Annotated in this window: 1 protein-coding gene (cut by a window edge); it reads left to right on the forward strand. The window is 69.6% G+C overall.

What is annotated here, in order from left to right:
* A protein-coding gene (locus ACFWPX_RS21130; RefSeq protein WP_378928794.1) for a non-ribosomal peptide synthase/polyketide synthase crosses the window boundary here: on the forward strand, nucleotides 1-26,171 show its 5' portion. The gene runs 17,659 nt beyond the window's last position; 26,171 of the gene's 43,830 nt are visible here — the first part of the coding sequence; it begins with the start codon at nucleotides 1-3; the stop codon falls past the right edge of the window.

Consider the following 26,171-nt stretch of genomic DNA (forward strand, 5'->3'; position numbering starts at 1 on the left):
TTGGACCGGCTGGATTTCGGCGGAAACGGCGAAACTGGTGACGGACGTGGAGGCTCTTCGGAGTACTTCCCGCTCTCGCCCGCACAGCTGGGTATCTGGTACGCGCAGCACGTCGACCCACAGGTGCCGATCAATATCGCCCAGTACGTCGACCTGCGTGGACGCCTCGATGTCGCCGTGCTCGAGCGCGCGAGCGCCGACGCGGCCACCGACCTCGAATCGGGCTGGCTGCGCATCGTCGAGATCGACGGTGAGCCGATGCAGACCGTCGATCCCACCCAGGACGCGACGCTGATCTATGTCGATGTGCGTGGCGAGGCCGACCCCGAAGCGGCCGCCGCCGCATGGATGCGCGCCGAGTACAGCCGCCCGCTCGACATCGTTCGTGACCGCCTGGTCCAGGCCGCCGCGATCCAGCTCAGCGATGACCGCTGGTACTGGTATGCCCGCGTCCACCACATCGTGCTCGACGGTTTCGGCGCCAACAACTTCGTCAACCGCACGGCGCAGCTCTATACCGCCGCGGTAACCGGCACCCCGGCGCCGCCGAACAAAGCCACCGACCTGCGCGCGCTCTACGAGTCCGAGCTCGTCTACCGCGACAGCACCCGCTTCCAGTCCGACAAAGAGCACTGGGCCCAGCGGGTAGCGGGTCTGGAGGAGGGCAGCAGCCTCACCGGTCGCTCGGCCCCGCCATCGCCGGTCAACGACATCACCAGCGCGGCACTGAGCCCCGCCCAGGACGAGCGGCTCACCGCCGCGATCGCCCGCCACGACAGCACCGCGGCACCGCTGCTGATCGCCGGCTTCGCCGCCTACCTGGCCCAGATCACCGGCACCGAAGACGTCATCCTCAGTCTCCCGGTCACCGCCCGCACCACCGCGGTGATGCGGCGCTCCGGCGGTGTGACCTCCAACATCGTCCCGCTGCGCCTGCGCGTCGGCCACGACACCACCGTCGCGCAGCTGCTGCGTTCGGTGACCACCGAGGTCTCCGGCGCCCTGCGCCACCAGCGCTACCGCCACGAGGACATCCGCCGCGACTCGGCGGGCGAGGGCATGGTCTCCACGGAGTTCTTCGGCCCGTGGGTCAACATCATGCTGTTCGACAACCACCTGAGTTTCGGTGACATGGAGGGCACGCTCAACGTGCTGTCCACGGGCAGCATCGAGGACCTGGGCGTCAACTTCTATCAGTCGCACGGTGGCACCCGCTCCCACATCGACTTCGAGACCAACCCGAACCTGTACTCGGCGGCCGACGCGCAAACCCATCACGGCCGGTTCCTCGAGTTCTTCGACCGGTTCCTCGCCGCCGACGCCGAGCTACCGGTGTGGAATCTGCCGGTCACCGGCACCGCGGAACTGGAACGCTCGCTGACCGAGTGGAACGACGCGGCGCACGAGGTCCCCGCGACCACGCTGCCCGCGCTGCTCGACGCGCAGATCCCGCTCACCCCGGACAGCATCGCCCTCGACTTCGAGGGCGAGACCCTCACCTACGCCGAATTCGGCGCGAAGGTGAACCGTCTTGCCCGCTTCCTGATCGCCGACGGCGTCGGCCCGGAATCCCTCGTAGCGCTCGGCATGCGCCGCTCGCTCGACCTCGTGATCGGCATGCACGCCGTGCTCAGGGCCGGTGGCGCGTATGTGCCGATCGACCCGGATCATCCGGCCGACCGCACCGCCTACATCCTCGAGTCCGCGGCACCGGTCTGCGTTCTGACCACCGCCGGTGACGACCTCGATCTCCCGGAAACTGTCGCCCGCGTCGAGATCGATCGACTCGACACGACCGGTTTCGACGCCACACCTGTCACCGATGCCGACCGGCTGTCCCCGCTGCGCCCGGACAACACCGCCTACGTCATCTACACCTCGGGTTCCACCGGCCGCCCCAAGGGCGTCGCGGTCACCCACCACGCGATCGTCAACCAAGAGCTGTGGATGCTCGACGAGTACCGGTTGACCGCCGACGACGTCTACCTGCAGAAGACCGCCACCACCTTCGACGTGTCGCTGTGGGGCTACTTCCTGCCGCTGATGGTCGGCGCGAAACTGGTCATCGCGAGCCCCGACGGCCACCGCGACCCGCTGTATGTCGCGGACATGATCCAGCGTCACGGCGTCACCGTGACGGACTTCGTCCCGTCCATGCTGACCGTGTTCGTCTCCCACGCGACGCAGGCTCAATGCGCAACGCTGCGTGCGGTTTTCGTCATCGGTGAGGCACTGCCTCCCGAGACCGCCGCGGGTCTGCGCGCGATCTCCGACGCCGGTCTGCACAACCTCTACGGCCCCACCGAAGCAGCGGTCTCGGTCACCTACTGGGAGGCCACCGAAGCCGACACCACGCAGGTGCCGATCGGTATCCCCGAGTGGAATGTCGAAGTCTACGTACTGGATTCGCGGCTGCGCCCGGCCGCGATCGGCGCACCGGGTGAGTTGTATCTGGCCGGTCGTCAGCTGGCCCGCTGCTACCGCGGCCGCCCCGACCTGACCTCGGACCGCTTCGTCGCCAACCCCGTCGGCGCCGCAGGCGAGCGCATGTACCGCACCGGCGACCTCGTGCGCTGGAACGCCGACGGCGTCCTGGAATACATCGGCCGCACCGACTTCCAGGTGAAGTTCCGCGGCCAGCGCATCGAGCTCGGCGAGATCGAAACCGACCTGCTCGCGCACCCGAGTGTCAGTCAGGCCGCGGTCCTGGTGGTCGACACCGCGACCGGCCAGCAGCTCGTGGCCTACATCGTGCCCGCGCCGGGCCAGTCCGCCGATCCGGCGACGCTGACCCGCTTCGTGTCCGAGAAGCTGCCCGCCTACATGGTGCCCGCGTCGATCATGGTGCTCGACGCGTTCCCGCTCAACACCTCGGGCAAGCTGGACCGCAAGGCCCTGCCCGAGCCCGTGTTCAGTGCTGCCGCAGGCGATTTCCGCGCACCGCGCACCCCGGCCGAGCAGATCGTGGCGGGCATCTTCGCCGACGTGCTGAGCCAGGAACGGGTCGGCGCCGACGACAACTTCTTCGAACTCGGCGGCAACTCGCTGGTCGCCACCCAGGTCGTCGCCCGCATCGGTGCCGCGTTCGGCATCCAGCTGGGTGTGCGCGCGCTGTTCGAGACCCCGACGGTGGCCGGACTCGCCTCGCGTGCCGAATCCGCTACGCCTGCGGATGTTTCGGCTAAGCGTCCGCCGCTGGTCGCGCAGCCGCATCCGGAGCAGGTGCCGCTGTCGCTGGCCCAGCAGCGGATGTGGTTCATCAACCAGTTCGACCCGACCGCGCCCACCTACAACCTGCCCTTCGTGGTGCAGATGAAGGGTCGCGTCGAGGTCGACGCGCTGATCGCCGCGCTCAATGATGTTGTGGTGCGCCAGGAATCGCTGCGCACGATCTTCCCCGATGCCGACGGCGGATTCCAGCAGGTGCTCGGCGCCGACGAATTCGATCTCGGCATCGCGGTGACCCCGATCGACCAGTCGCGGCTGCGCGAGGAGCTGATCGATTTCGCCTCCACCGGCTTCGACGTGACCCTCGAACTGCCGATCCGGGTGCAGATCTTCAAGGTCGTCGGCGGAACCACCAATGGCACACCGGAATACGCGGTCGCCTTCGTGGTCCACCACATCGCGGCCGACGGCTTCTCCTTCGGTCCGCTGGCCCGCGACGTCGCCACCGCCTACCTGGCCCGTGCCGCGGGCGCGGCCCCGGCCTGGCTGCCGCTGCCCGTCCAGTACCGCGACTACACGCTGTGGCAGCACGAACTGCTCGGTGCCGAATCCGACCCGACCTCGATGGCCGCGCGTCAGCTCGACTACTGGCAGCGGGCGCTGGAAGGCCTGCCCGACCAGCTCGACCTGCCCAGCGACCGCCCGCGCCCGCAGCAGCAGAGCTTCCGTGGCGCGCGCGTCGGTTTCGAGATCGACGCCGACACCCACGAGCAGCTCGCCGCGGTGGCTCGCGCCAACGGCGTCACCCTATTCATGGTCGTGCACGCCTCCCTCGCAGTGCTGCTCGCGCGCCTGTCGGGCACCACCGACATCGCAGTCGGCACTCCCATCGCGGGCCGTGGTGAGCAGGCGCTGGATGACCTGATCGGCATGTTCGTCAACACCCTGGTGTTGCGCTCCGACGTCGACCCGACTCAGCCGTTCACCGAATTCCTCACCCGCACACGCGAAACCGACCTGAGCGCGTTCGCCAACGCGGATGTGCCGTTCGAGCGGCTCGTCGACGTGCTCAACCCGTCGCGCTCCCAGGCCAGGCACCCGCTGTTCCAGGTGGTGCTGTCGTTCCAGGAGATGTCGCACGGCACCCTGGAGCTGCCAGGTCTCACGGTCACGGCCGACGAGGTCGAGGTCGACATGGCCAAGTTCGACCTGCAGTGGACGCTCACCGAGGAACGCACCGGCACCGGCTCGCTGTCGGGCATGACCGGCGTGCTCACCTACGCCATCGACCTGTTCGATCAGTCGACCGTCGAAGAGCTGCTGCTGCGCTGGCGCCGCGTGCTCGACGCGATCCTGGCCGACCCGGCCGTCACCGTCGGCGCGATCGATGTGCTCGACGATGCCGAACGCACCGACCTGGTCACCCGTTTCGGCGCTCCCGCCGCGGTGGCCCGCACGCTGCCGCAGCTGATCGCCCAGGCCGCCCGCGACACCGAGTCGACCGCAGTCGTGTTCGAGGGGACAGCTGTCTCCTACGGTGACCTCGATCGCCGCTCGAACCAGCTGGCGCGCTTGCTGATCCAGCAGGGTCTCGGCGCCGAGGACTTCGTCGCCGTCGCCGTGCCGCGTTCGCTGGAGTCGGTGCTCGCGGTGTGGTCGGTCGCCAAGACCGGCGCCGCGTTCGTGCCCGTCGACCCGAACTACCCGGCCGACCGCATCGCCCACATGATCACCGATGCCGGTGTGTCCGTGGGTATCACGGTCACCGGTGAAGCCGATGAGCTCCCCGATTCGGTGCGCTGGCTCGTGGTCGACGACATCGACCTCACCGGCATCTCCGATGCCCCGCTGGCCCCGCGCGAACTCGTCCGCCAGACCGATCCCGCGCAGCCCGCGTACCTGATCTACACCTCCGGCTCCACCGGTGTGCCCAAGGGCGTCGTGGTCACCCATGCCAGCGTCGCGAACTTCTGTGCCGAGCAGATCGACCTGTATTCGCTCGACTCCACCACGCGCGCACTGCATTTCGCCTCGCCCTCGTTCGACGCGTCGGTGCTGGAAATGCTGCTCGCCATCGGTCGCGGCGGCACGCTCGTCGTCGTCCCGCCGGGCGTCTACGGCGGTGAGGAACTGCGCGACATCCTCATCACCGAACAGGTCACCCACGCGTTCGTGACCCCCGCCGCGCTGGCAACCTTCGACGCCCGCGGCCTCGATCACCTGCGGGTGCTCGCCGCCGGTGGTGAAGCGGTCCCGCCGGAACTGGTCGCCAAGTGGGCGGTGCGCCTGCCCAACGGTTCGCGCCGCATGCTCGGCAATGTCTACGGCCCCACCGAAACCACCATCGCGTCCAACCTCAGCGAAGGGCTGATCCCGGGGGAGCGGGTCGTCATCGGCGGCCCCATCCGCGGCGTCCACACCCTGATCCTCGACGACCGCCTGCGCCCCGTGCCGGTCGGTGTCGCGGGTGAGCTCTACATCGGTGGCGTCGGTATGGCGCGTGGCTACCACGCGCGCGCCTCGCTGACCGCCGACCGGTTCGTCGCCAACCCGTACGCCCCCGGCGAGCGGATGTACCGCACCGGTGACGTGGTGCGCTGGACCGCCGATCGCAATGTGGAATACGTCGGCCGCTCCGACTTCCAGGTGAAGGTCCGCGGTTTCCGGATCGAACTGGGCGAGATCGACTCCGCGCTCGCCTCGCACGAGACCGTCGACTTCGCGGTGAGCATCGGCCACAAGAACAAGGGCGGCAGCACCTCGCTGGTGTCCTATGTCGTCGCGGTGCCCGGCAGTTCGATCGATATCGCCGAACTGACCGACCACGTCGCGCAGCGTCTGCCCGCGTACATGGTGCCCTCGTCGATCATGGTGCTCGCCGCGGTCCCGCTGACCGTCAACGGCAAGCTCGACCGTCGCGCGCTGCCAGCCCCGGTGTTCGAGGTGCGCGAGTTCCGCGCGCCCACCACCCCGATCGAGCAGATCGTCGCGCAGATCTTCGCCGACGTGCTCGAGCTGTCGCGCGTCGGTGTCGAGGACGACTTCTTCGAACTGGGCGGCAACTCGCTGATCGCCACCCAGGTCGCCTCCCGCATCGGTATCGCCCTCGATACCCGTGTCCCGGTCCGCATGCTGTTCGAGGCGCCCACGGTGGCGGCGCTGGCCGCCCGCGTGGAGTCCCAGGCCGGTGACGGTGCCCGCAAGGCTCTGGTCGCGCGCGAACGCCCCGACCTGGTGCCGCTGTCGCTGGCGCAGCAGCGCATGTGGTTCCTCAACCGGTTCGACACCGCCTCGGCGGTCAACAACATCCCGGTCGCGATCCGGCTGTCCGGTGACCTCGATGTGGCCGCGCTGCAGGTGGCGGTCATCGATGTCATCGACCGGCACGAGTCGCTGCGCACGGTGTTCCCTGATTCCGGCACCGGCCCGGTCCAGGTGGTCCTCGATGCCGCGCAGATCGTCCCCGACCTCACCCCGTACCGGGTCACCGAGGACAACCTCATCGATCATCTGATCGATCTGGCGTCGATGGCGTTCGACGTGACCAGCGAAGTACCGCTGCACGCACGGCTTTTCGAGGTCTCCGAGTCCGAGTACGTGCTCGGCATGGTGGTGCACCACATCTCCGCCGACGGCTGGTCGATGGCCCCGCTCTCGCGCGATGTGATCATGGCCTACGCCGCCCGCACCTCGTGGGAAGCGCCGACCTGGGCCGAATTGCCGGTCCAGTACGCCGATTACTCGCTCTGGCAGCGTGAGGTCCTCGGCTCCGAGGACGATCCGCAGTCGTTGATCTCCTCCGAGATCGCCTACTGGGCGAAAGAACTCGCCGACCTGCCCGACGAGCTGGTACTTCCGGCCGATCACCCGCGCCCGCCTGCCGCGTCCTACCGGGGCGGCACCTACAGCTTCGTCATCGCGAGCGAAACCCAGCGCGCCCTGGTCGAATTGGGCCGCCGCTACAACGCCTCGCTGTTCATGGTCATGCACAGCGCCCTCGCGGTGCTGCTGGCCCGTGCCAGCGGCACCAGTGACATCGCGATCGGTACGCCGGTCGCGGGCCGTGGCGATCAGGCGCTCGACGACCTGGTCGGCATGTTCGTCAACACCCTGGTGCTGCGCTCGCAGGTGGACGGCGCGACCCCGTTCGCCACCCTGCTCGCCCAGGCCCGCGAGACCGACCTGCAGGCCTTCGCACACGCCGACGTGCCGTTCGAGCGCCTGGTCGAGGTGCTCAACCCGGCCCGTTCGCAGGCACGCCACCCGCTGTTCCAGGTGATGCTGTCGTTCCAGAACAACAAGCAGGCCTCGCTCCAGCTGCCGGGCCTCGCGGTCAGCGGTATCGATTACGACCCCCAGCTGGCCAAGTTCGACCTGCAGCTCACGCTCACCGAGGTGCAGGACACCAACGGCGAAGCCGGTGGCATGGCGGCCGAGTTCTCCTACGCGCTCGACCTTTTCGAGGAATCGACGGTCGCCGCGTTCGCCCGCAGGCTCGACAACATCTTCGCCGCGGTCGTCGCCGATCCCGAGGTCTTCGTCGGCGATATCGATCTGCTCGCGCCCGAGGAGCACGCGCAGGTTCTCGTCGACTGGAACGACACCGCGCACGCGGTCCCGCACGGCACGCTGGTGTCGCTGTTCGACGCACAGGTCGAGCGGACCCCGGACGCCGTCGCCCTGGTCTTCGAGCAGGAAGAACTGTCCTACCGCGAGCTGCAGGAGCGGGCCAACCGCATCGCCCGCCGCTTGATCGCCGACGGCATCGGCCCCGGTGACCAGGTGGCACTGGCGATCCGGCGCTCCACCGAGCTGGTCGTCGCCATGTACGCGGTGCTGCAGACCGGTGCCGCCTACGTGCCGCTGGATCCGGATCAGCCCGCCGACCGCATCGGCCACATCCTCGAGACCGCGCAGCCGCGCCTGGTGCTCACCAGCCGACGCGACTCGTTCGAAGCCGACGGCGTCACCGTGGTTGCGGTCGAGAACATCTTCTCGCCCGCCGACTTCAGCGGTGCACCGATCACCGATGCCGAACGCGTGCGACCGCTGCGGGCAACCAACACGGCCTACGTGATCTTCACCTCCGGCTCGACCGGGCGCCCCAAGGGTGTGGCGGTCGACCACGCCGCGATCGTCAACCGGCTGCTGTGGATGCAGCACGAGTACCCGATCGACGTCGCCGACGCCGTACTGCAGAAGACCCCGGCCACCTTCGACGTGTCGGTGTGGGAGTTCTTCTGGCCCTTGCAGACCGGCGCCCGCCTGGTCGTCGCCAAGCCCGACGGCCACCGCGACCCGGTGTACCTGGCCCAGATCATCGCCGAACGCGACATCACCACCGCGCACTTCGTGCCCTCGATGCTGTCGGTGTTCGTCTCGACCCTCGGCAGCAACGGCAACGGTGACGCGGTGCGCCTGCGTCAGGTGTTCGCCTCCGGTGAGGCGCTGCCCGCGCCCACCGCGCAGCGCCTGCGCGAGCTCACCGGTGCCCGCCTGCACAACCTGTACGGCCCCACCGAGGCCGCGGTCGACGTGACCTATCACGAGGTCGTCGACGCCGATGTGGAGTCCGTGCCGATCGGCCGCCCGGTGTGGAACACCAGGGTGTTCGTGCTGGATTCCCGGCTGCACCCCGTGGCCCCCGGTGTCGCGGGAGAGCTCTATCTGGCGGGCGATCAGCTGGCCGTCGGCTATCTCAACCGGGCCGACCTGACCGCCGACCGTTTCGTCGCCAACCCGTACGGCGCGGCCGGTTCACGCATGTACCGCACCGGTGACCTCGTCACCTGGACCGCGGTGTCCGATGGCGACGGTCTCTCGTACGGCGAGCTGAACTACCTGGGCCGCACCGACTTCCAGGTGAAGCTGCGCGGTCTGCGCATCGAACTCGGCGAGATCGAGGCCACCCTGCTGGCCCAGCCGGGTGTCGCGCAGTCGGTCGTGGTCGTGCGCTCCGACGCGCACGCCGGTGACCAGCTCGTCGGTTACGTTGTGCCGGAGGCGGAGACGACCGTCGACGTGGCCGCGGTGAAGGCGGGCATCACCGCCGAGCTGCCCACCTACATGGTGCCCTCGGCACTGGTCGTGCTCGATGCCTTCCCGCTCAACGCGTCCGGCAAGCTCGACCGTAAGGCGCTGCCCGCGCCCGTGTTCGAGGCGAAGATGTTCCGTGCGCCCTCGACCCCGATCGAGGAGATCGTCGCCGAGATCTTCGCCGACCTGCTCGGCGCCGAGCGCGTCGGCGTGGACGACGACTTCTTCGCCCTCGGCGGCAACTCCCTGGTCGCCACCCAGGTCGCGGCCCGCCTGAGCAAGGCGCTCGATGCCGAGGTCGGCGTGCGCACCCTGTTCGAGGCGCCCACCGTCGGTGCGTTGGCCGCCCGCGTGGAATCGCACGCGGGCACCGGTCAGCGCGCCGAGCTCACGGCCCGTCAGCGCCCCGAGCATCCGCCGCTCTCGCTCGCGCAGCAGCGCATGTGGTTCCTGAACCGCTTCGACATCGCCGATACCGGTACCTACAACATCCCGGTCGCGGTCCGCCTGCAGGGCCTGCTCGACCTGCCCGCCCTGCGCGGCGCGGTCGCCGACGTGGTCGCCCGCCACGAAACCCTGCGCACGGTCTACCCCGTGTACGTGGCACCCGAGTCGGGGCGCGCCACCATGGCGGACGGCACCGCCTATCAGAAGGTCCTCGCCGCCGCGGGCTCGATCCCGGACGTCGAGCTGATGGAGGCCGACGAGACCGATATGGCGACCTCGCTCTACGAGTTCGCCCGCCGCGGTTTCGATGTCACCGCGAACGCGCCTGTGCGCCTTCGGGTCTACGAGCTCAGCGAACGCGAGCACGTGCTGGTGATGGTGGTCCACCACATCGCCGCCGACGGTTTCTCGCTGCGCCCGCTGGTGCGCGATCTGATGACGGCCTACGTCGCCCGCACCGCGAGCACCGAACCCGGCTGGCCGCCGCTGGAGGTGCAGTACGTCGACTACGCGCTCTGGCAGCGCGAAATCCTCGGCGACGAAACCGATCCCACCTCGCTGATCTCGGAACAGCTCGAGCACTGGCGCGGCGCGCTGGCCGACCTGCCCGACGAACTGCGCCTGGGTCACAAGTCGCGGCCCGCCCAGGCCAGCTACCAGGCGGGCACGCACCGCTTCGAACTGCCGGGCGAGCTCGTCGAGGCACTGAACCGGGTCGCCCACGAGCACAGCACCACCCTGTTCATGGTGGTGCACAGCGCTTTCGCCGTGTTGCTGTCGCGCCTGTCGGGCACCTCCGACATCGCCATCGGCACCCCGGTCGCGGGCCGTGGACAGCAGGCCCTCGACGATCTGGTCGGCATGTTCGTCAACACCCTGGTGTTGCGCGCCCAGGTCGACCCCGGCGCGACCTTCACCGAGCTGCTCGGTCAGGTCCGCGAACACGACCTGGCCGCCTTCGCGCACGCCGACGTGCCGTTCGAGCGTCTCGTCGAGGTGCTCAACCCGGCGCGGTCGCAGTCGCGGCATCCGCTGTTCCAGGTGATGCTCTCGTTCCAGAACCTGGGTCGCACCACCCTGGAACTGCCCGGCCTCACGGTCTCCGAGCTCGGCATCGACCAGCACATGGCCAAGTTCGACCTGCAGCTCGCGCTCAGCGAGGTCCCGGCCGACGACGACAGCCATATGGACGCCGAACTCGTCTACGCGACAGACCTTTTCGACGCGGGATTCGCCGCGACCTTCGGTGCTCGCCTGCTGCGCGTGCTCACGGCCGTCGTGGTCGACCCCTCGGCCCCCGTCGGTGACATCGAGCTGCTCGACTCCGCCGAGCGTGCCTTGGTGCTCGATCGCTGGAACGACACCGAATTCGCCGTCGACGCCGCGTTGAGCACGCCGAGCGACGACGATCCGGCCACTCTCAACGCCTTGTTCGAGGCCCAGGTCGCGCGGACCCCCGACGCGATCGCGCTCACGTTCGAGGGGACGAGTCTGTCCTACTCCGAGTTCGCGGTGCGGGTGCGTCAGCTGGCGCGTTGGCTCAAGGACGCCGGTGTGGGCCCGGAATCGTATGTGGCCCTCGGTATGCGGCGCTCGATCGACCTGCTGGTCGGCATGTACGCCGTGTCCGCCGCCGGTGGCGCGTACGTGCCCCTCGACCCCGATCACCCGGCCGAGCGCATCGAGCACATCCTCGAGACCGCGCAGCCGGTCTGCGTGCTGACCTCCGGCGAGAGCCTGCCCGCGGCCGCCGGTCGCGAGGTGCGCATCGACCAGCTCGACCTGTCCGGTCACTCCGCCGCGCCGGTCACCGATGCCGATCGGCATCGCCCGCTGCGCTCGGACAACACCGCCTACGTCATCTTCACCTCCGGTTCGACCGGTCGACCCAAGGGTGTCGCGGTCAGCCACGCGGCGATCGTCAACCGCCTGGTGTGGATGCACGCCGCCTACGGCCTCGCCGCCGACGACGTGGTGCTGCAGAAGACCCCCGCCACCTTCGACGTGTCGGTGTGGGAGTTCTTCTGGCCCTTGCAGGTCGGCGCGCGACTGGTCGTCGCCAAGCCGGACGGGCATCGCGACCCGGCCTACCTGGCCCGTCTGATCGTGGCCGAACAGGTCACCACCGTGCACTTCGTGCCGTCGATGATGGCCGTGTTCGTCACCGAACCGCTTGCCGCCGAGTGTGTCTCGCTGCGCAATGTGTTCGCCTCCGGCGAGGGTCTGCCCGCGCCGACCGCGCAGCGTCTGCGCGAATTGACCGGCGCCGCACTGCACAACCTCTACGGCCCCACCGAAGCCGCGGTCGACGTGACCTATCACGAGGTCACCGACGCCGACACCGAGACGGTGCCGATCGGCGCTCCGGTGTTCAATACCCGCCTGTACGTGCTGGACTCGCGGCTGCGACCCGTTCCGGTGGGTGTCGCGGGTGAGCTCTACCTCGCGGGCGTGCAGCTGGCCCACGGTTATGTGGGTCGCGCCGACCTGACGATGGACCGCTTCGTCGCCGACCCGTTCGCGCCCGGCGAGCGCATGTACCGCACCGGTGACCTCGTCACCTGGACCGCGGACGGCGAGCTGGAATACCTGGGCCGCACCGACTTCCAGGTGAAGCTGCGTGGTCTGCGCATCGAACTCGGCGAGATCGAGTCGGCGCTCACCGCGCTGCCGGAGATCGCCCAGTCGGTGGTCGTGGTCCGCGCCGATGAGCACACCGGCGATCAGCTGGTCGCCTACGTCATCCCGCAAGCCGGCGTCACCATCGACACCGACGCGGTCAAGGACACCCTCGGCACCGCGCTGCCCGTCTACATGGTGCCCGCCGCGTACGTGGTGCTGAACGCGTTCCCGCTCAACGCCTCCGGCAAGCTCGACCGCAAGGCGCTGCCCGCGCCGGTGTTCGCCGCGCGCACCTTCCAGACGCCGGTCACCCCGGTACAGCAGATCGTCGCCGCGACCTTCGCCGAGGTGCTCGGTGCCGGTCAGGTCGGCCTCGACGACGACTTCTTCGAACTCGGCGGCAACTCGCTGGTCGCCACCAGGGTCGCGGCGCGGCTGTCCGAGGCGCTCGACACCCAGGTGCCGCTGCGCGCGCTGTTCGAGGCCTCGACCGTGGCCGCGCTGGCGGCGCGCGTGGAAACGCACACCGGTCGTGGTGGACGCATCCCGCTCGCCCCGCGCCCGCGTCCCGAGCTGGTGCCGCTGTCGCAGGCCCAGCAGCGGATGTGGTTCCTCAACCGCTTCGACAACCGCACCGCGGTCAACAACATCCCCGTCGCGATCCGCCTCACCGGTGACCTCGATGTCGCCGCGCTCGAAGCGGCCATCGCCGATGTGGTGGCCAGGCACGAGTCGCTGCGCACCTTCTACCCGGCATCCGACATCGCCGTGGGCGCGGTGGACGAAGGCGCCGGCTACCAGCAGGTCCTGCCCGCCGACGAGGTCCGCTTCGCGCTGCCCGCCCAGCCGGTCGCCGCGAGCGACGTGGTCGCGCGCGTGATCGAGCTGGCGAGCGTGCACTTCGACGTCACCCGCGAAGTCCCGTTCCGCGCGAGCCTGCTGCGCGTCGACGACCGTAGCCACGTGGCCGTGCTGGTCATGCACCACATCAGCGGTGACGGCTTCTCGCTGCGCCCGCTGCTGCGCGATGTCGTCATCGCCTACACCGAGCGCACCCGCGGTGAGATCCCCGCCTGGTCGCCGCTGGAAGTCCAGTACGCCGACTACACCCTGTGGCAGCGTGAGGTCCTCGGTGAGGAGTCCGATCCCGAGTCGGTCGCCGCGAGCCAGCTCGCCTACTGGACCGAGCAACTGCGCGACCTGCCCGATCAGCTCGAACTGCCCGCCGACCGTCCGCGCCCCGAGGTCGCCACCAATGCCGGTGACCTGCACCGCTTCTCGGTCGACGCGCACCTGCACCACGCGCTGACCGAGATCGCCCGCGCCCGTGGCGTCACCCTGTTCATGGTGATGCACGCGGCACTGGCCACCTGGGCCGCGCGCCTGTCCAACAGCACCGACATCGCCATCGGCACCCCCATCGCCGGTCGTGGCGAGCGCACGCTCGACGACCTGGTCGGCATGTTCGTCAACACCCTGGTGCTGCGCAGCGAGGTCGACTCCAGCGCGAGCTTCAGCGACCTGCTCGACCAGATCCGCAAGGTCGACCTGTCCGCCTTCGCCAATGCCGATGTGCCCTTCGAGCGCCTCGTCGACGTGCTCAGCCCCACCCGTTCGCAGGCGCACCACCCGCTGTTCCAGGTGGCGCTCACCTTCGAAGCGGCCACCGCCGCCGACACCGGCACCATCGCACTGCCCGGCCTCGACCTGTCCGTCGTCGACTTCGACCCGGGCACCGCGAAATTCGACGTACAGCTGACCGTGGGCGAAGCCGCCGACGGCTCCCTGGCGCTGTCGTGGAACTACGCCACCGATCTGTTCGACGTCGAAACCGTCGCCGCTTTCGGTGACCGCCTGGTACGCATCCTGCGCAGCGTCGCCGAGAACCCCGACGTGATCGTCGGCGATATCGACCTGCTCGGCGAAGCCGAACAGCGCGATGTCGCCCAGCGCTGGGTGTCCTCCGGTGTCGACGCCATCGGTCTGCCGGTCATCCACGACGCCAGCACCCCCGCCGGCTACCGGCGCGGCCTGTTCGGCAACAAGCACACGACCCTGGTCGACCTGTTCGACGCCGCGGCCGCCGCCTATCCGGACCGCATCGCCGCCAAGTTCGGTGTCGAGTCGCTGACCTACGCCGAACTCGATCGCCGCGCGAATGTGCTGGCGCGCAGGCTGATCGACGACGGCGCAGGCCCGGAATCGCTGGTCGCGGTGATCCTGCCGCGCTCGCTCGATCTCGTCGTCGCGCTGCTCGCCGTGGTCAAGACCGGTGCCGGTTACGTGCCGGTCGACCCGACGTACCCGGCCGAGCGCATCGCCTACGTGCTCGAGGATTCGCGCCCCACCAGCGTCGTCCTCGATTCCACCGTCCAGGTGAGCGTGCCCGAGCACCTGCCCTCGGTGGTGCTCGACGGATTCGCCGTGGAAACCGGCAATATCGAAGACGCCGACGACGCGCCGATCACCGACGCCGACCGGATCGCCCCGCTCTCGCCGGACAATGTCGCCTACGTCATCTACACCTCCGGCTCGACCGGCCGCCCCAAGGGTGTCGCCGTCGCGCACCGCAATGTGGTGCGGCTGTTCGCCAACACCGACCGCGACTTCGGCTTCGGCCCGCGCGATGTGTGGACGCTGTTCCACTCCTACGCCTTCGACTTCTCGGTGTGGGAGCTGTGGGGCCCGCTGCTGTTCGGTGGCTCGCTGATCGTCGTCGACTACTACACCTCCCGTTCGCCCGAGCAGTTCCTGGAACTGCTGCGCGTCGAACAGGTGACGGTGCTCAACCAGACGCCGTCGGCCTTCTACCAACTGGCCGAGGCCGACCGCAACGCCGGACCCGGTCTGGAGCCTCTTGCGCTGCGCTACGTCGTGTTCGGTGGCGAGGCACTCGAGCTGCGCCGTCTGTCGGATTGGGTCGCGCGCCACGGTGACAGCTCGCCGACGCTGGTCAACATGTACGGCATCACCGAGACTACGGTGCACGTTTCGTTCCGTGCGCTGGACGCGAAAACCATTGCCGCCGCTGCCGGTTCGGTCGTCGGCCGGGCCATCGCGGGTCTGGGCGTGTACGTCCTCGACAACCGGTTGCGTCCGGTGCCGGTGGGTGTCGCGGGCGAAATGTATGTCGCCGGACCGCAGTTGGCGCGCGGCTACCTCGGCCGCCCCGACCTGACCGCCACCCGTTTCGTCGCCAACCCCCTTGCCGGCCCGAACCAGGGCGGCTCGCGCCTGTACCGCTCCGGCGACCTCGCGCGCTGGAACCGCTTCGGTGAGCTCGAATACCTGGGCCGTGCCGATGATCAGGTGAAGGTTCGCGGCTTCCGTATCGAGCTCGGTGAGATCGAAGCCGCCGTGCTCGCGCAGCCGGGTATCGCCCAGGCCGCGGTCATCGTGCGTGAGGATCAGCCGGGCGACCAGCGGATCGTCGCCTACGTGGTCGCCGAGGGCGACCTCGAACCCGACCTCGAGACCATCCGCAGCGGCGCGGCCGAACAGCTGCCCGCCTACATGGTTCCCGCGGCGCTCGTGCGCCTCGAGTGGATCCCACTGACCGTCAACGGCAAGCTGGACCGCCGTGCGCTGCCCGCCCCCGCGGTGCAGGCGCGGGCCTTCCGCGCACCGGTGACCCCGGTGCAGGAAACCGTGGCCGGGGTCTTCGCCGATGTGCTCGGCCTCGACCGGGTCGGTGTCGACGACGACTTCTTCGACCTCGGCGGCAACTCGCTCATCGCCACCCGCGTCGTGGCCCGCATCGGTGCGGCGCTCGGCGCCACGGTGCCGGTGCGCGCGCTCTTCGAAGCCTCCACCGTGGAAGCCCTCGCGGCACGGGTGGAATCGCACACCGGCGGCACCGCCCGTGCGGCACTGGTCGCCCGTGAGCGCGCCGAAGGTGAACTGGTTCCGCTGTCGTTCGCGCAGCAGCGCATGTGGTTCCTCAACAAGTACGACACCACCTCGGCCGCCTACAACCTGCCCGTCGCGATCCGCCTCACCGGCGAACTCGACACCGAGGCGCTGGCGCTCGCGCTCGCCGATCTGGTCCGCAGGCACGAGTCGCTGCGCACCCGCTACCCCGAGCACGGCGGCACACCGGTGCAGCAGATCGTTGCGGCGGAACGTATTTCACTGGACTTGCGCCCGGTCGCCATCGATCGGGACGAGCTGTTCGAGACCGTCACCGAGTTCGTCTCCACCGGTTTCGATGTGGCCGAACAGGTTCCGATGCGCGCACGTCTGTTCCGGGTGGCCGGATCCGACGGCACCGCATCCGTCGAGCACGTGTTGGTCGTGGTCGTGCACCACATCGCCGCCGACGGTTTCTCCATCGCACCGCTGACCCGCGATGTGATGCGCGCCTACACCGCCCGCGCCCAGGGCACCGCCCCCGGCTGGGCACCGCTGCCGGTGCAGTACGCCGACTTCGCGATCTGGCAGCGCGCCGTGCTCGGCACCGAGGACGACACCGAATCGCTGATGTCGCGCCAGGTCGGTTACTGGCAGTCCCAGCTCGCGGGTGTCCCGGACGAGCTGACCCTGCCGTTCGACCGCGCCCGCCCGGCCATCGCGTCGCACCACGGCGCCACCGTGCACCGCGAGCTCTCGCCCGAGCTGATCGCCAAGCTCGACGAGGTCGCCCGCCGTCAGGGCGCCTCGCTGTTCATGGTCATGCACACCGCCCTCGCGGTGCTGCTGGCCCGGCTGTCCGGCTCCGACGACATCGCCATCGGCACACCCATCGCGGGCCGTGGTGAGCAGGCGCTCGACGACCTGGTCGGCATGTTCGTCAACACCCTGGTCCTGCGCACCGGCGTGCGCCCGGCCGAGTCCTTCACCGACCTGCTGGAACAAGCGCGCACGACCGACCTCGATGCCTTCGGCAACGCCGATGTCCCGTTCGAGCGCCTGGTGGAACTCCTGGCTCCCGAGCGGTCGCAGTCGCGCAACCCGCTGTTCCAGGTGATGCTGGCCTTCCAGAACCTGGACCGCACCACCCTCGAACTGCCAGGCCTGGCAGTGTCGGCGCTCGACCTCGACGAGAGCGTTGCCCGATTCGACCTGCAGTTCACCCTCTCCGAGCTGGGTGAACCCGGCCACGGCGGCATGGCGCTGGCACTGAACTACGCCACCGAACTGTTCGATGAGGACACCGTCGCCGGCATCGCCGTGCGCTGGCAGCGAGTGCTCGAAGCGATCGCCGCCGATGCCTCGATCACGGTCGGCGCGATCGACGTCCTCGATGCGGCCGAGCGGGCTGACCTGGTGTTCCGGGTCGGCGAACCGCCGGTACCCGCCCGCACCCTGCGCGCCCTGCTGTCCGAGGCCGTCGCGCAGAACCCGACCGGCCCCGCCGTGGTGTTCCAGGGGGCGAGTGTCTCCTACGCCGAACTCGACGAACGCTCGAACCGCCTGGCGCGCTTGCTGATCGCCGAGGGGATCGGCGCCGAGGATCTCGTCGCGATCGGCGTCCCCCGCTCGGCCGACTCGGTGCTGGCAGCGTGGGCGGTCGCCAAGACCGGCGCGGCCTTCGTCCCGGTCGACCCGACCTACCCCGCCGACCGCATCGCCCACATGGTCACCGACTCCGGTTCGCCGCTGGGCATCACCGTCGCGTCGGTGCTGGGTGGACTGCCCGACATCGCATCCACGTCGGCCGGGCCGCAGGAGTCCGAGGCGACGTTCGACGGGTCGGCCACGGACACACCCGCGGCCGGTTGGCTCGTGCTCGATGAGCTCGACCTCGCGCGCTTCGACGGCGGCCCGATCACCGACGACGAGCTCGTGCGGGTGACCACGCCCGAGCAGCCCGCCTACGTCATCTACACCTCCGGCTCCACCGGCGTGCCCAAGGGCGTCGTCGTCACCCACGCCGGTCTCGCGAACTTCGGCGAGGAGCAGGCCGAGCGCTACGCCCTCGACACCGAAACGCGCGCACTGCATTTCGCCTCGCCCTCGTTCGACGCCTCGATCCTCGAACTGCTGCTGGCCCTGGCCCGTGGCGGCGCGCTGGTCGTGGTCCCGCCGGGGGTCTACGGCGGCGACGAGCTGTCCGAGCTGATCCGCACCGAGCGGGTCACCCACGCCTTCATCACTCCTGCCGCCCTGGCGACCTTCGATCCCAGCGGCCTCGACTCGCTGCGCGTGCTGGTCGCCGGTGGCGAAGCGGTGCCCGCCGATCTGGTGTCGAAGTGGGCAGTTCCTCTGGCGGACGGCACGACTCGCGCCTTCCACAACGGTTACGGTCCCACCGAGACCACGATCATGACCAACATCAGCGCCGCGCTCGTGCCGGGCGAGCTGGTCACCATCGGTGGTCCCACTCGCGGTATGCGTTCGCTGATCCTGGACGCCCAGCTCCAGCCCGTTCCGGTGGGTGTCGCGGGTGAGCTCTACCTGTCGGGCATCCAGCTGGCCCGCGGCTACCACGCCCGCGCCGGGCTCACCGCCGACCGGTTCGTCGCCGACCCGTTCGTCCCGGGCGAGCGGCTGTACCGCACCGGCGACGTCGTGCGCTGGACCGCCGATCGCACGGTCGAGTACGTCGGCCGCTCCGACTTCCAGGTCAAGATCCGCGGCTTCCGTATCGAACTGGGCGAGATCGACTCCGCCCTCGCCTCGCACGAGACCGTCGACTTCGCGACCACCGTCGGCCACAAGAGCACCGCGGGCGCTGTCTCGCTGGTCGCGTATGTGGTTGCCGTACCGGGCCATCCGATCGATGTCGCCGCGCTGACCGCGCACGTCGAGGAACGTCTGCCCGCGTACATGGTGCCCTCGTCGATCATGGTCATCGACCATGTGCCGCTGACCCCCGTCGGCAAGCTCGACCGAAAAGCGTTGCCGGAGCCGGTCTTCGCCACCGAGGTCACCTTCCGTGCCGCGCGCAATCCGATCGAGCAGACCATCGCCGAGGTCTTCGCCGAGGTCCTCGGGGTGGAGCGCGTGGGCGTGGACGATTCGTTCTTCGCCCTGGGCGGTGACTCGATCGTCTCCATCCAGCTCGTCTCCCGCGCCAAGGCTCGCGGCGTGCTGTTCTCCCCGCGCAACGTCTTCGAACAGCGCACCGTCGCCGGGCTGGCCTCGGTCGCCGAAACCGCCGATGTGGCAGCGGCTTCCGCGATCACCCTGGCCGAGCTGCCCGGCGGTGGCGTCGGCGAGATGCCGCTGACCCCGGTCGTGCGGTTCATGGCCGAGCGGGCCGGGTCGTTCAACCGGTTCAACCAGACCATGGCACTGGAACTGCCGGTCGGCATCGACCGCGCGGGCATCGCCGCCACCGTCGGCGCGGTCATCGACCGCCACGACATGCTGCGCTCGCGCCTGCACCAGGTCGACGGCCGCTGGGTCGTCGACACCGCCCCCACCGGCACGGTCGACGCCGCCGCTCTAATCGACCACACCACCTTCGACCCCGCCGTCACCGACGCCGAGCTGGTCGAAATCGCCACCGCCGCACTCGATGCCGGCCTGGATCGCCTCGACCCGGCCAACGGCGTCGTCGTGCGCTTCGTGTGGCTGGAGCCCGTCGCGGATTCCGACTCGGCCACGGCCACTCGGTCCGCGGCACGTGCGGGTCGATTGATCGTCGTCGCGCACCACCTCGTGGTCGACGGTGTGTCCTGGCGCATCCTCGTACCCGACTTCGTCGCCGCGTGGGGTCAGCTCTCCGCCGGTCAGCAGCCGGAACTGGTCGCCCCCGCGACCTCCATGCGGGCCTGGGCGCACGCGCTGGCCGACGAGGCGCGCACCACCGAACGCGCCGCCGAGCTCGACTTCTGGCGTGAGGTCGTCGCCACCCCCGACCCGCTGCTCACCGCGCGGGCGATGGACCCGGCGGTCGACGTCTCCGGCGTGATCGAGAAGCTGCCGGTCGAGGTGTCCGCCGAGGTCACCAAGGCCCTGCTCACCACGGTCCCCGCCCTGTTCCACGGCGGCGTCAACGACGGCTTGCTCACCGCGCTGGCGCTGGCCGCCGCCAAGTGGCGCTCCACCCGCACCGGACCCGGCGCACTCGGCAACGGCCGCCGCGCCGACTCGGACAACGACGCACTGCTCGTGCGCCTCGAAGGCCACGGCCGCGAGGAAGAGGTCGCGCCCGGCGCCGACCTGTCCCGCACCGTCGGCTGGTTCACCGCCATCTTCCCGGTCCGCCTCGACCTCGCGGGCATCGACATCGACGCCGCGCTCGCCGGTGGCCCGGCGCTGGGACAGGCCGTCAAGGCGGTCAAGGAACAGCTGCTCTCGGTGCCCGACAAGGGCATCGGTTACGGCCTGTTGCGGTACATGAACGCCGAGACCGCCGTCGAACTGCCCACGCAGCTCCCCGGCCAGATCAGCTTCAACTACCTCGGCCGCGTCGCCGACAGCGATGTCCCCGACGCCCTGCGTGGCTTCGGCTGGATCCCCGCACCCGAACTGGCCGCCCTCGGCGGCGCCTACGACGCCGACATGCCCGCGATGGCGCCGCTCGACGTCAACGCGATCGTCGTCGGCGACAAGCTCAGCGCCAATATCGGCTACCCGAGCACCCTGCTCGCCGAGGCCGAGGTCCGCGAATTCGCGGACCTGTGGATCACCGCGCTGGAAGCCGTTGCCCGGCACGCCAATTCGGCCGACGCGGGCGGCCACACGCCGTCCGACTTCGCCCTCGTGCGCTCCACCCAGCGCGATATCGACACCTGGGAGAAGCGCTACCCCGAGCTGACCCAGGTGTGGCCCCTCGCAGCGCTGCAGGCAGGCCTGTTCTTCCACGCCCGCCTCGCCGCCACCTCGGTCGACGTCTACACCGCCCAAGCCGTCCTCACCCTCACCGGCCGCGTCGACGCCACCCGTCTGCGCGCCGCCGCCCAGGCGTTGCTCGACCGCCACGAAACCCTGCGCACCGCGTTCGTCACCGACCACGACGGCAATGCCGTGCAGGTCGTCCTCGACACCACTCGCGTGGCCTGGACCGAACACGACCGCATCGAGACCGGCGAGTACGCCGACCTCGTCGAGGCCGACCGCACCGCCCGCTTCGACCTGGCCGACCCGCCGCTGATCCGCTTCACGCTGATCCGGATCGCCGAACACGAGTGGCGCTTCGTGGTGTCCAACCACCACATTCTGCTCGACGGCTGGTCGACGCCACTGGTCATGCGTGACCTGCTGGCCCTCTACGCCCTGCACGGCGACGCGAGCGCGCTGCCCGCCGTCCGCTCGTACCGCCACTTCCTGGAATGGGTTGCCCGCCAGGATCACTCGGTCTCGGTCGAAGCCTGGTCCCACGCGCTGCGCGGCGTCACCGAGCCGACCATGCTGGCCCGTCCCGACGCGAGCCGCGAGATCGCCGCGTTGTCCGACGAGTACCTGTTCGACCTCGACGAGCCGGCCACGGCGCGACTCGTGGCGCTGGCCGCCGACCTCGGCGTCACCCCGAACACCGTCTTGCAGGTGGCCTGGTCGATCGTGCTCGGCCGGATGACCGGCCGCGACGACGTGCTCTTCGGCACCACCGTCTCCGGCCGTCCCGCGCAGCTGTCCGGCGTGGAATCCATGGTCGGCCTGTTCATCAACACCGTCCCGGTGCGCGTGCGGTTCGGCGCCGCCGAATCGGTGCGCGACGTGCTCACCCGCACCCAGGGCGAGCAGGCCGACCTGCTCGACCACCACTACATCGGCCTCGCCGAGATCCAGTCCGCGGCCGGCATCGGTGGCCTGTTCGACTCCCTGGTGGTCTTCGAGTCCTACCCGGTCGACGCCGAGGGCATCAAGGCCCAGGCCGCCGATATCGACGGCATGGCTGTCACCGGCCTCGACGCCGCCGATGCCACGCACTACCCGCTGTCGCTGATCGCCCAGCTCGACACCCAGCTGCGCATCCGCGCCGGCTACCTGAGCGCCCTGTTCGACGCGGCCACCGTGCACCGCATCGCCGAACGCCTGATCCGGGTGCTCACCGCGATCACCACGGAACCGGCTGTCGCAGTGGGCGATATCGAGCTGCTCGATGCCGCCGAACGCGAACTAGTCGTCCGCGAGTGGAACGCCACCGCGCACGAGGTCGACCAGCGGGCCACCCTCGTCTCGATGTTCGAGGCCCAGCTGGCGCGGACCCCGCAGGCCACGGCGCTGTCCTTCGAGGGCACGAGTCTGGCCCACCCGTCGCCCGACCACCGCCCCTCACGGAGTCTCTCCGAGACGCTGACCTATTCCGAGTTCGCCCAGCGGGTCTACCGCCTGTCGCGCTGGCTGATCGACCGTGGCGTCGGCCCGGAAACCTATGTGGCACTCGGCATGCGCCGCTCGATCGACCTGGTCGTCGGCATGTACGCGGTGAGCGTGGCCGGTGGCGCCTACGTGCCGCTCGACCCCGATCATCCGGCCGAGCGCACGGAATACATTCTGGCGACAGCGGATCCGGTCTGTGTGCTCACCTCGGGCACCGATCTGGAGCTCGACACCGCACAGGTCCGCATCGACCTGCTCGACTTGGACGGCTACGCCGACACCCGCGTCACCGATGCCCAGCGGATCGTCGGGTTGCGTCCGGAGAACACGGCGTATGTGATCTTCACGTCGGGTTCGACGGGTCGCCCGAAGGGTGTGGCGGTCAGCCACGGTGCGATCGTCAACCGTCTCGTGTGGATGCAGGCCGCGTACGGTCTGACCGAGGCCGATGTGGTCTTGCAGAAGACGCCTGCCACGTTCGACGTGTCGGTGTGGGAGTTCTTCTGGCCCTTGCAGATCGGCGCGAAGCTGGTTGTCGCCAAGCCCGATGGTCATCGCGATCCGGCCTACCTCGCGGAGATCATTCGCGTCGAGGGTGTCACCGTCACGCACTTCGTGCCGTCGATGCTCGCGGTGTTCGTCGCCGATGCCGATGCCGCGCGTTGCGAGTCGCTGCGGATGGTGTTCGCCTCCGGTGAAGCGCTGCCGCCCAAGCCCGCTCACCGTTTGCGTGAGCTGACCGGTGCCGCGCTGCACAACCTGTACGGCCCCACCGAGGCCGCGGTCGACGTCACCTTCCACGAGGTCGTCGACACCGATGTGGACACGGTCCCGATCGGCGCCCCGGTCTTCAACACCCAGGTCTACGTCCTCGACGCGCGCCTGCGCCCCGTCCCGGTCGGCGTCGCGGGTGAGCTCTACCTCGCGGGTACCCAGCTGGCGCGCGGCTACGTCGCCCGCCCCGACCTGACCGCCGACCGTTTCGTCGCCGACCCGTTCGGTGACGACGGCGAGCGCATGTACCGCACCGGTGACCTCGTCGCCTGGACCGAACAGGGCGAGCTGGAATACCTGGGCCGCACCGACTTCCAGGTGAAGCTGCGTGGTCTGCGCATCGAGCTCGGCGAGATCGAGTCCGCGCTGACCGGGCTCGACGAGGTGGCCCAGTCCGTGGTCGTCGTTCGTGGCGATCAGCACACCGGCGATCAGCTGGTTGCCTACGTCATCCCGGCGACCGGCCGCACCGTCGACATCGAGGACACCCGCGAGGAACTGGGCAGCAACCTGCCCGCCTACATGGTGCCCGCGGTGATCATCGTCCTCGACGAGTTCCCGCTCAACGCCTCCGGCAAGCTCGACCGCAAGGCGCTGCCCGCACCGGTGTTCGAGGCCGCGGTGTTCCGCGCCCCGACCACGCCGGTCGAGGAGATCATCGCCGCGACCTTCGCCGGTGTGCTCGGCCTCGACCGGGTCGGCCTCGACGACGACTTCTTCGCCCTCGGCGGCAACTCGCTGACCGCGACCCAGGTCGCCGCCCGCCTGTCGGCCGCGCTTGACACCGATATCGGTGTGCGCGAGCTGTTCGAGGCTTCCACCGTCGCCGGGCTGGCCGCCCGCGCCGAGACGCACTCCGGTGCCGAACGCCGCGCGCCGCTGGTGCCGCAGCAGCGCCCCGAGCGGGTGCCGCTGTCGCTGGCCCAGCAGCGCATGTGGTTCCTCAACCGCTTCGACCCCGAGTCCGCGGTGGACAACATCCCCGCCGCCGTCCGGTTGTCGGGTCTGCTCGACCGCCAGGCGTTGCAGGTGGCCGTGGCCGACGTGCTCGCCCGCCACGAGTCGCTGCGCAGTTACTACCCGGAGGTGGCAGGCGCCGGCTACCAGGTGATCGTCCCGACCGGCAAGGTCATCCCCGACCTGGCGCCGATCGAGACCACCGCCACCGACCTGCCGCAACGGCTTTCGGAGCTGGTGCGCACCGCGTTCGACGTCACCGCCGAGGTGCCGTTCCGTGCCGCGCTGTTCGAGGTGAGCCCCACCGAACACGTGCTCGCCCTTGTCGTGCACCACATCTCGGCCGACGGCTTCTCCATGGGCCCGCTCACCCGCGACGTGATGACCGCCTACAGCGCCCGCGTGGAAGGCGCCGAACCGGCCTGGCGTCCGCTGGAAGTCCAGTACGCCGACTTCGCGCTGTGGCAGCGCGCCGTGCTCGGTGACGAGGACGACGCGAAATCGGTGATCGCCCAGCAGATCTCGTTCTGGGGTGCGAACCTGCGCGGCCTGCCCGAGCAGCTCGACCTGCCCGCCGACCGGCCGCGCCCCGCGGTCGCCAGCGGACGCGGCGCCACCCACACCTTCGAGATCGACGCGAAAACCCATGCGGCACTGGCCGATCTGGCCCGCACCCGTGGCGCGACGCTGTTCATGGTCGCCCACGCCTCGCTCGCGCTGCTGCTCTCGCGCCTGTCCGGCGAACACGACATCGCCATCGGCACCCCCATCGCGGGCCGTGGTGAGCGCGCCCTCGACGACTTGATCGGCATGTTCGTCAACACCCTGGTGCTACGCACCGAGGTCGACAGCGACGCGAGCTTCACCGACCTGCTCGGCAAGGTCCGCGCGAGCGACATCGCCGCCTTCGGCCACGCCGACCTGCCGTTCGAGCGACTCGTCGAGATCATCAACCCGGCCCGCTCGCAGGCGCGTCACCCGCTGTTCCAGGTCATGCTGGCCTTCCAGAACACCGGTCAGACCAGCCTGGAACTTCCGGGCCTCACTGTCAGCGGCGTCGACCTGCCGATCGATGTGGCCAAGTTCGACCTGCAGGTCGTGCTCACCGAGAAGCCGGGCGACGCATCGGGGATCGTCGCCGAGCTGATCTACGCCACCGATCTGTTCGACGCGGCCACCATGGACCGCTTCGGCGCCCGCTTCGCCCGCCTGCTCGCCGAGATCGCGGCGGCCCCGAACCGCGCTGTCGGCGACATCGCCCTGCTCGATTCCGCCGAAACCGCACTGGCCGTGCGTGGCTGGAACGACACCGCCCATGAGCTGCCCGGCGCGGGCACCCTGGTGGACGAGTTCGCCCGCCAGGCGCTGGCCACCCCGGATGCGGTCGCGATCGTCGACCCCGCCAGCGGCGAGACCCTGACCTACGCCGAATTCGCCGCTCGCGTGCACCGTTTGGCGCATCACCTGATCGAAGTCGGCGTCCGCCCGGAATCCCTTGTCGCGCTCGGGCTTCGCCGCAGCATCGACCTGGTCGTCGCCGCCTACGCGGTGCAGGAAGCAGGCGGTGGCTACGTGCCGCTCGACCTGGACCAGCCCGCCGACCGCATCGCGTACGTACTGGAGACGGCCGCCCCGGTCGCCGTCCTCACCACTACTCGCGACGGGTTCGGACTCGATGACAGCGCGACCGGTGACCTGATTACGCTGGTCATCGACGCGATCGACCTCTCGGCGTACCCGGAGACTCCGGTCAGCGATGCCGAGCGGATCGTGCCGTTGCTCCCGCAGCACCCGGCGTACGTCATCTTCACCTCCGGCTCGACCGGGCGCCCGAAGGGTGTGGCCGTGCCGCACTCGGCCGTGGTGAACCAGATCCGCTGGATCACCGGCGAATACGGTATCGACGCCGACGACGTGGTGCTGTTCAAGACACCCGCCACCTTCGACGTGTCGGT

Origin of the sequence: Nocardia sp. NPDC058518 (genome assembly GCF_042719655.1) — a bacterium.
Lineage (GTDB): Bacteria > Actinomycetota > Actinomycetes > Mycobacteriales > Mycobacteriaceae > Nocardia.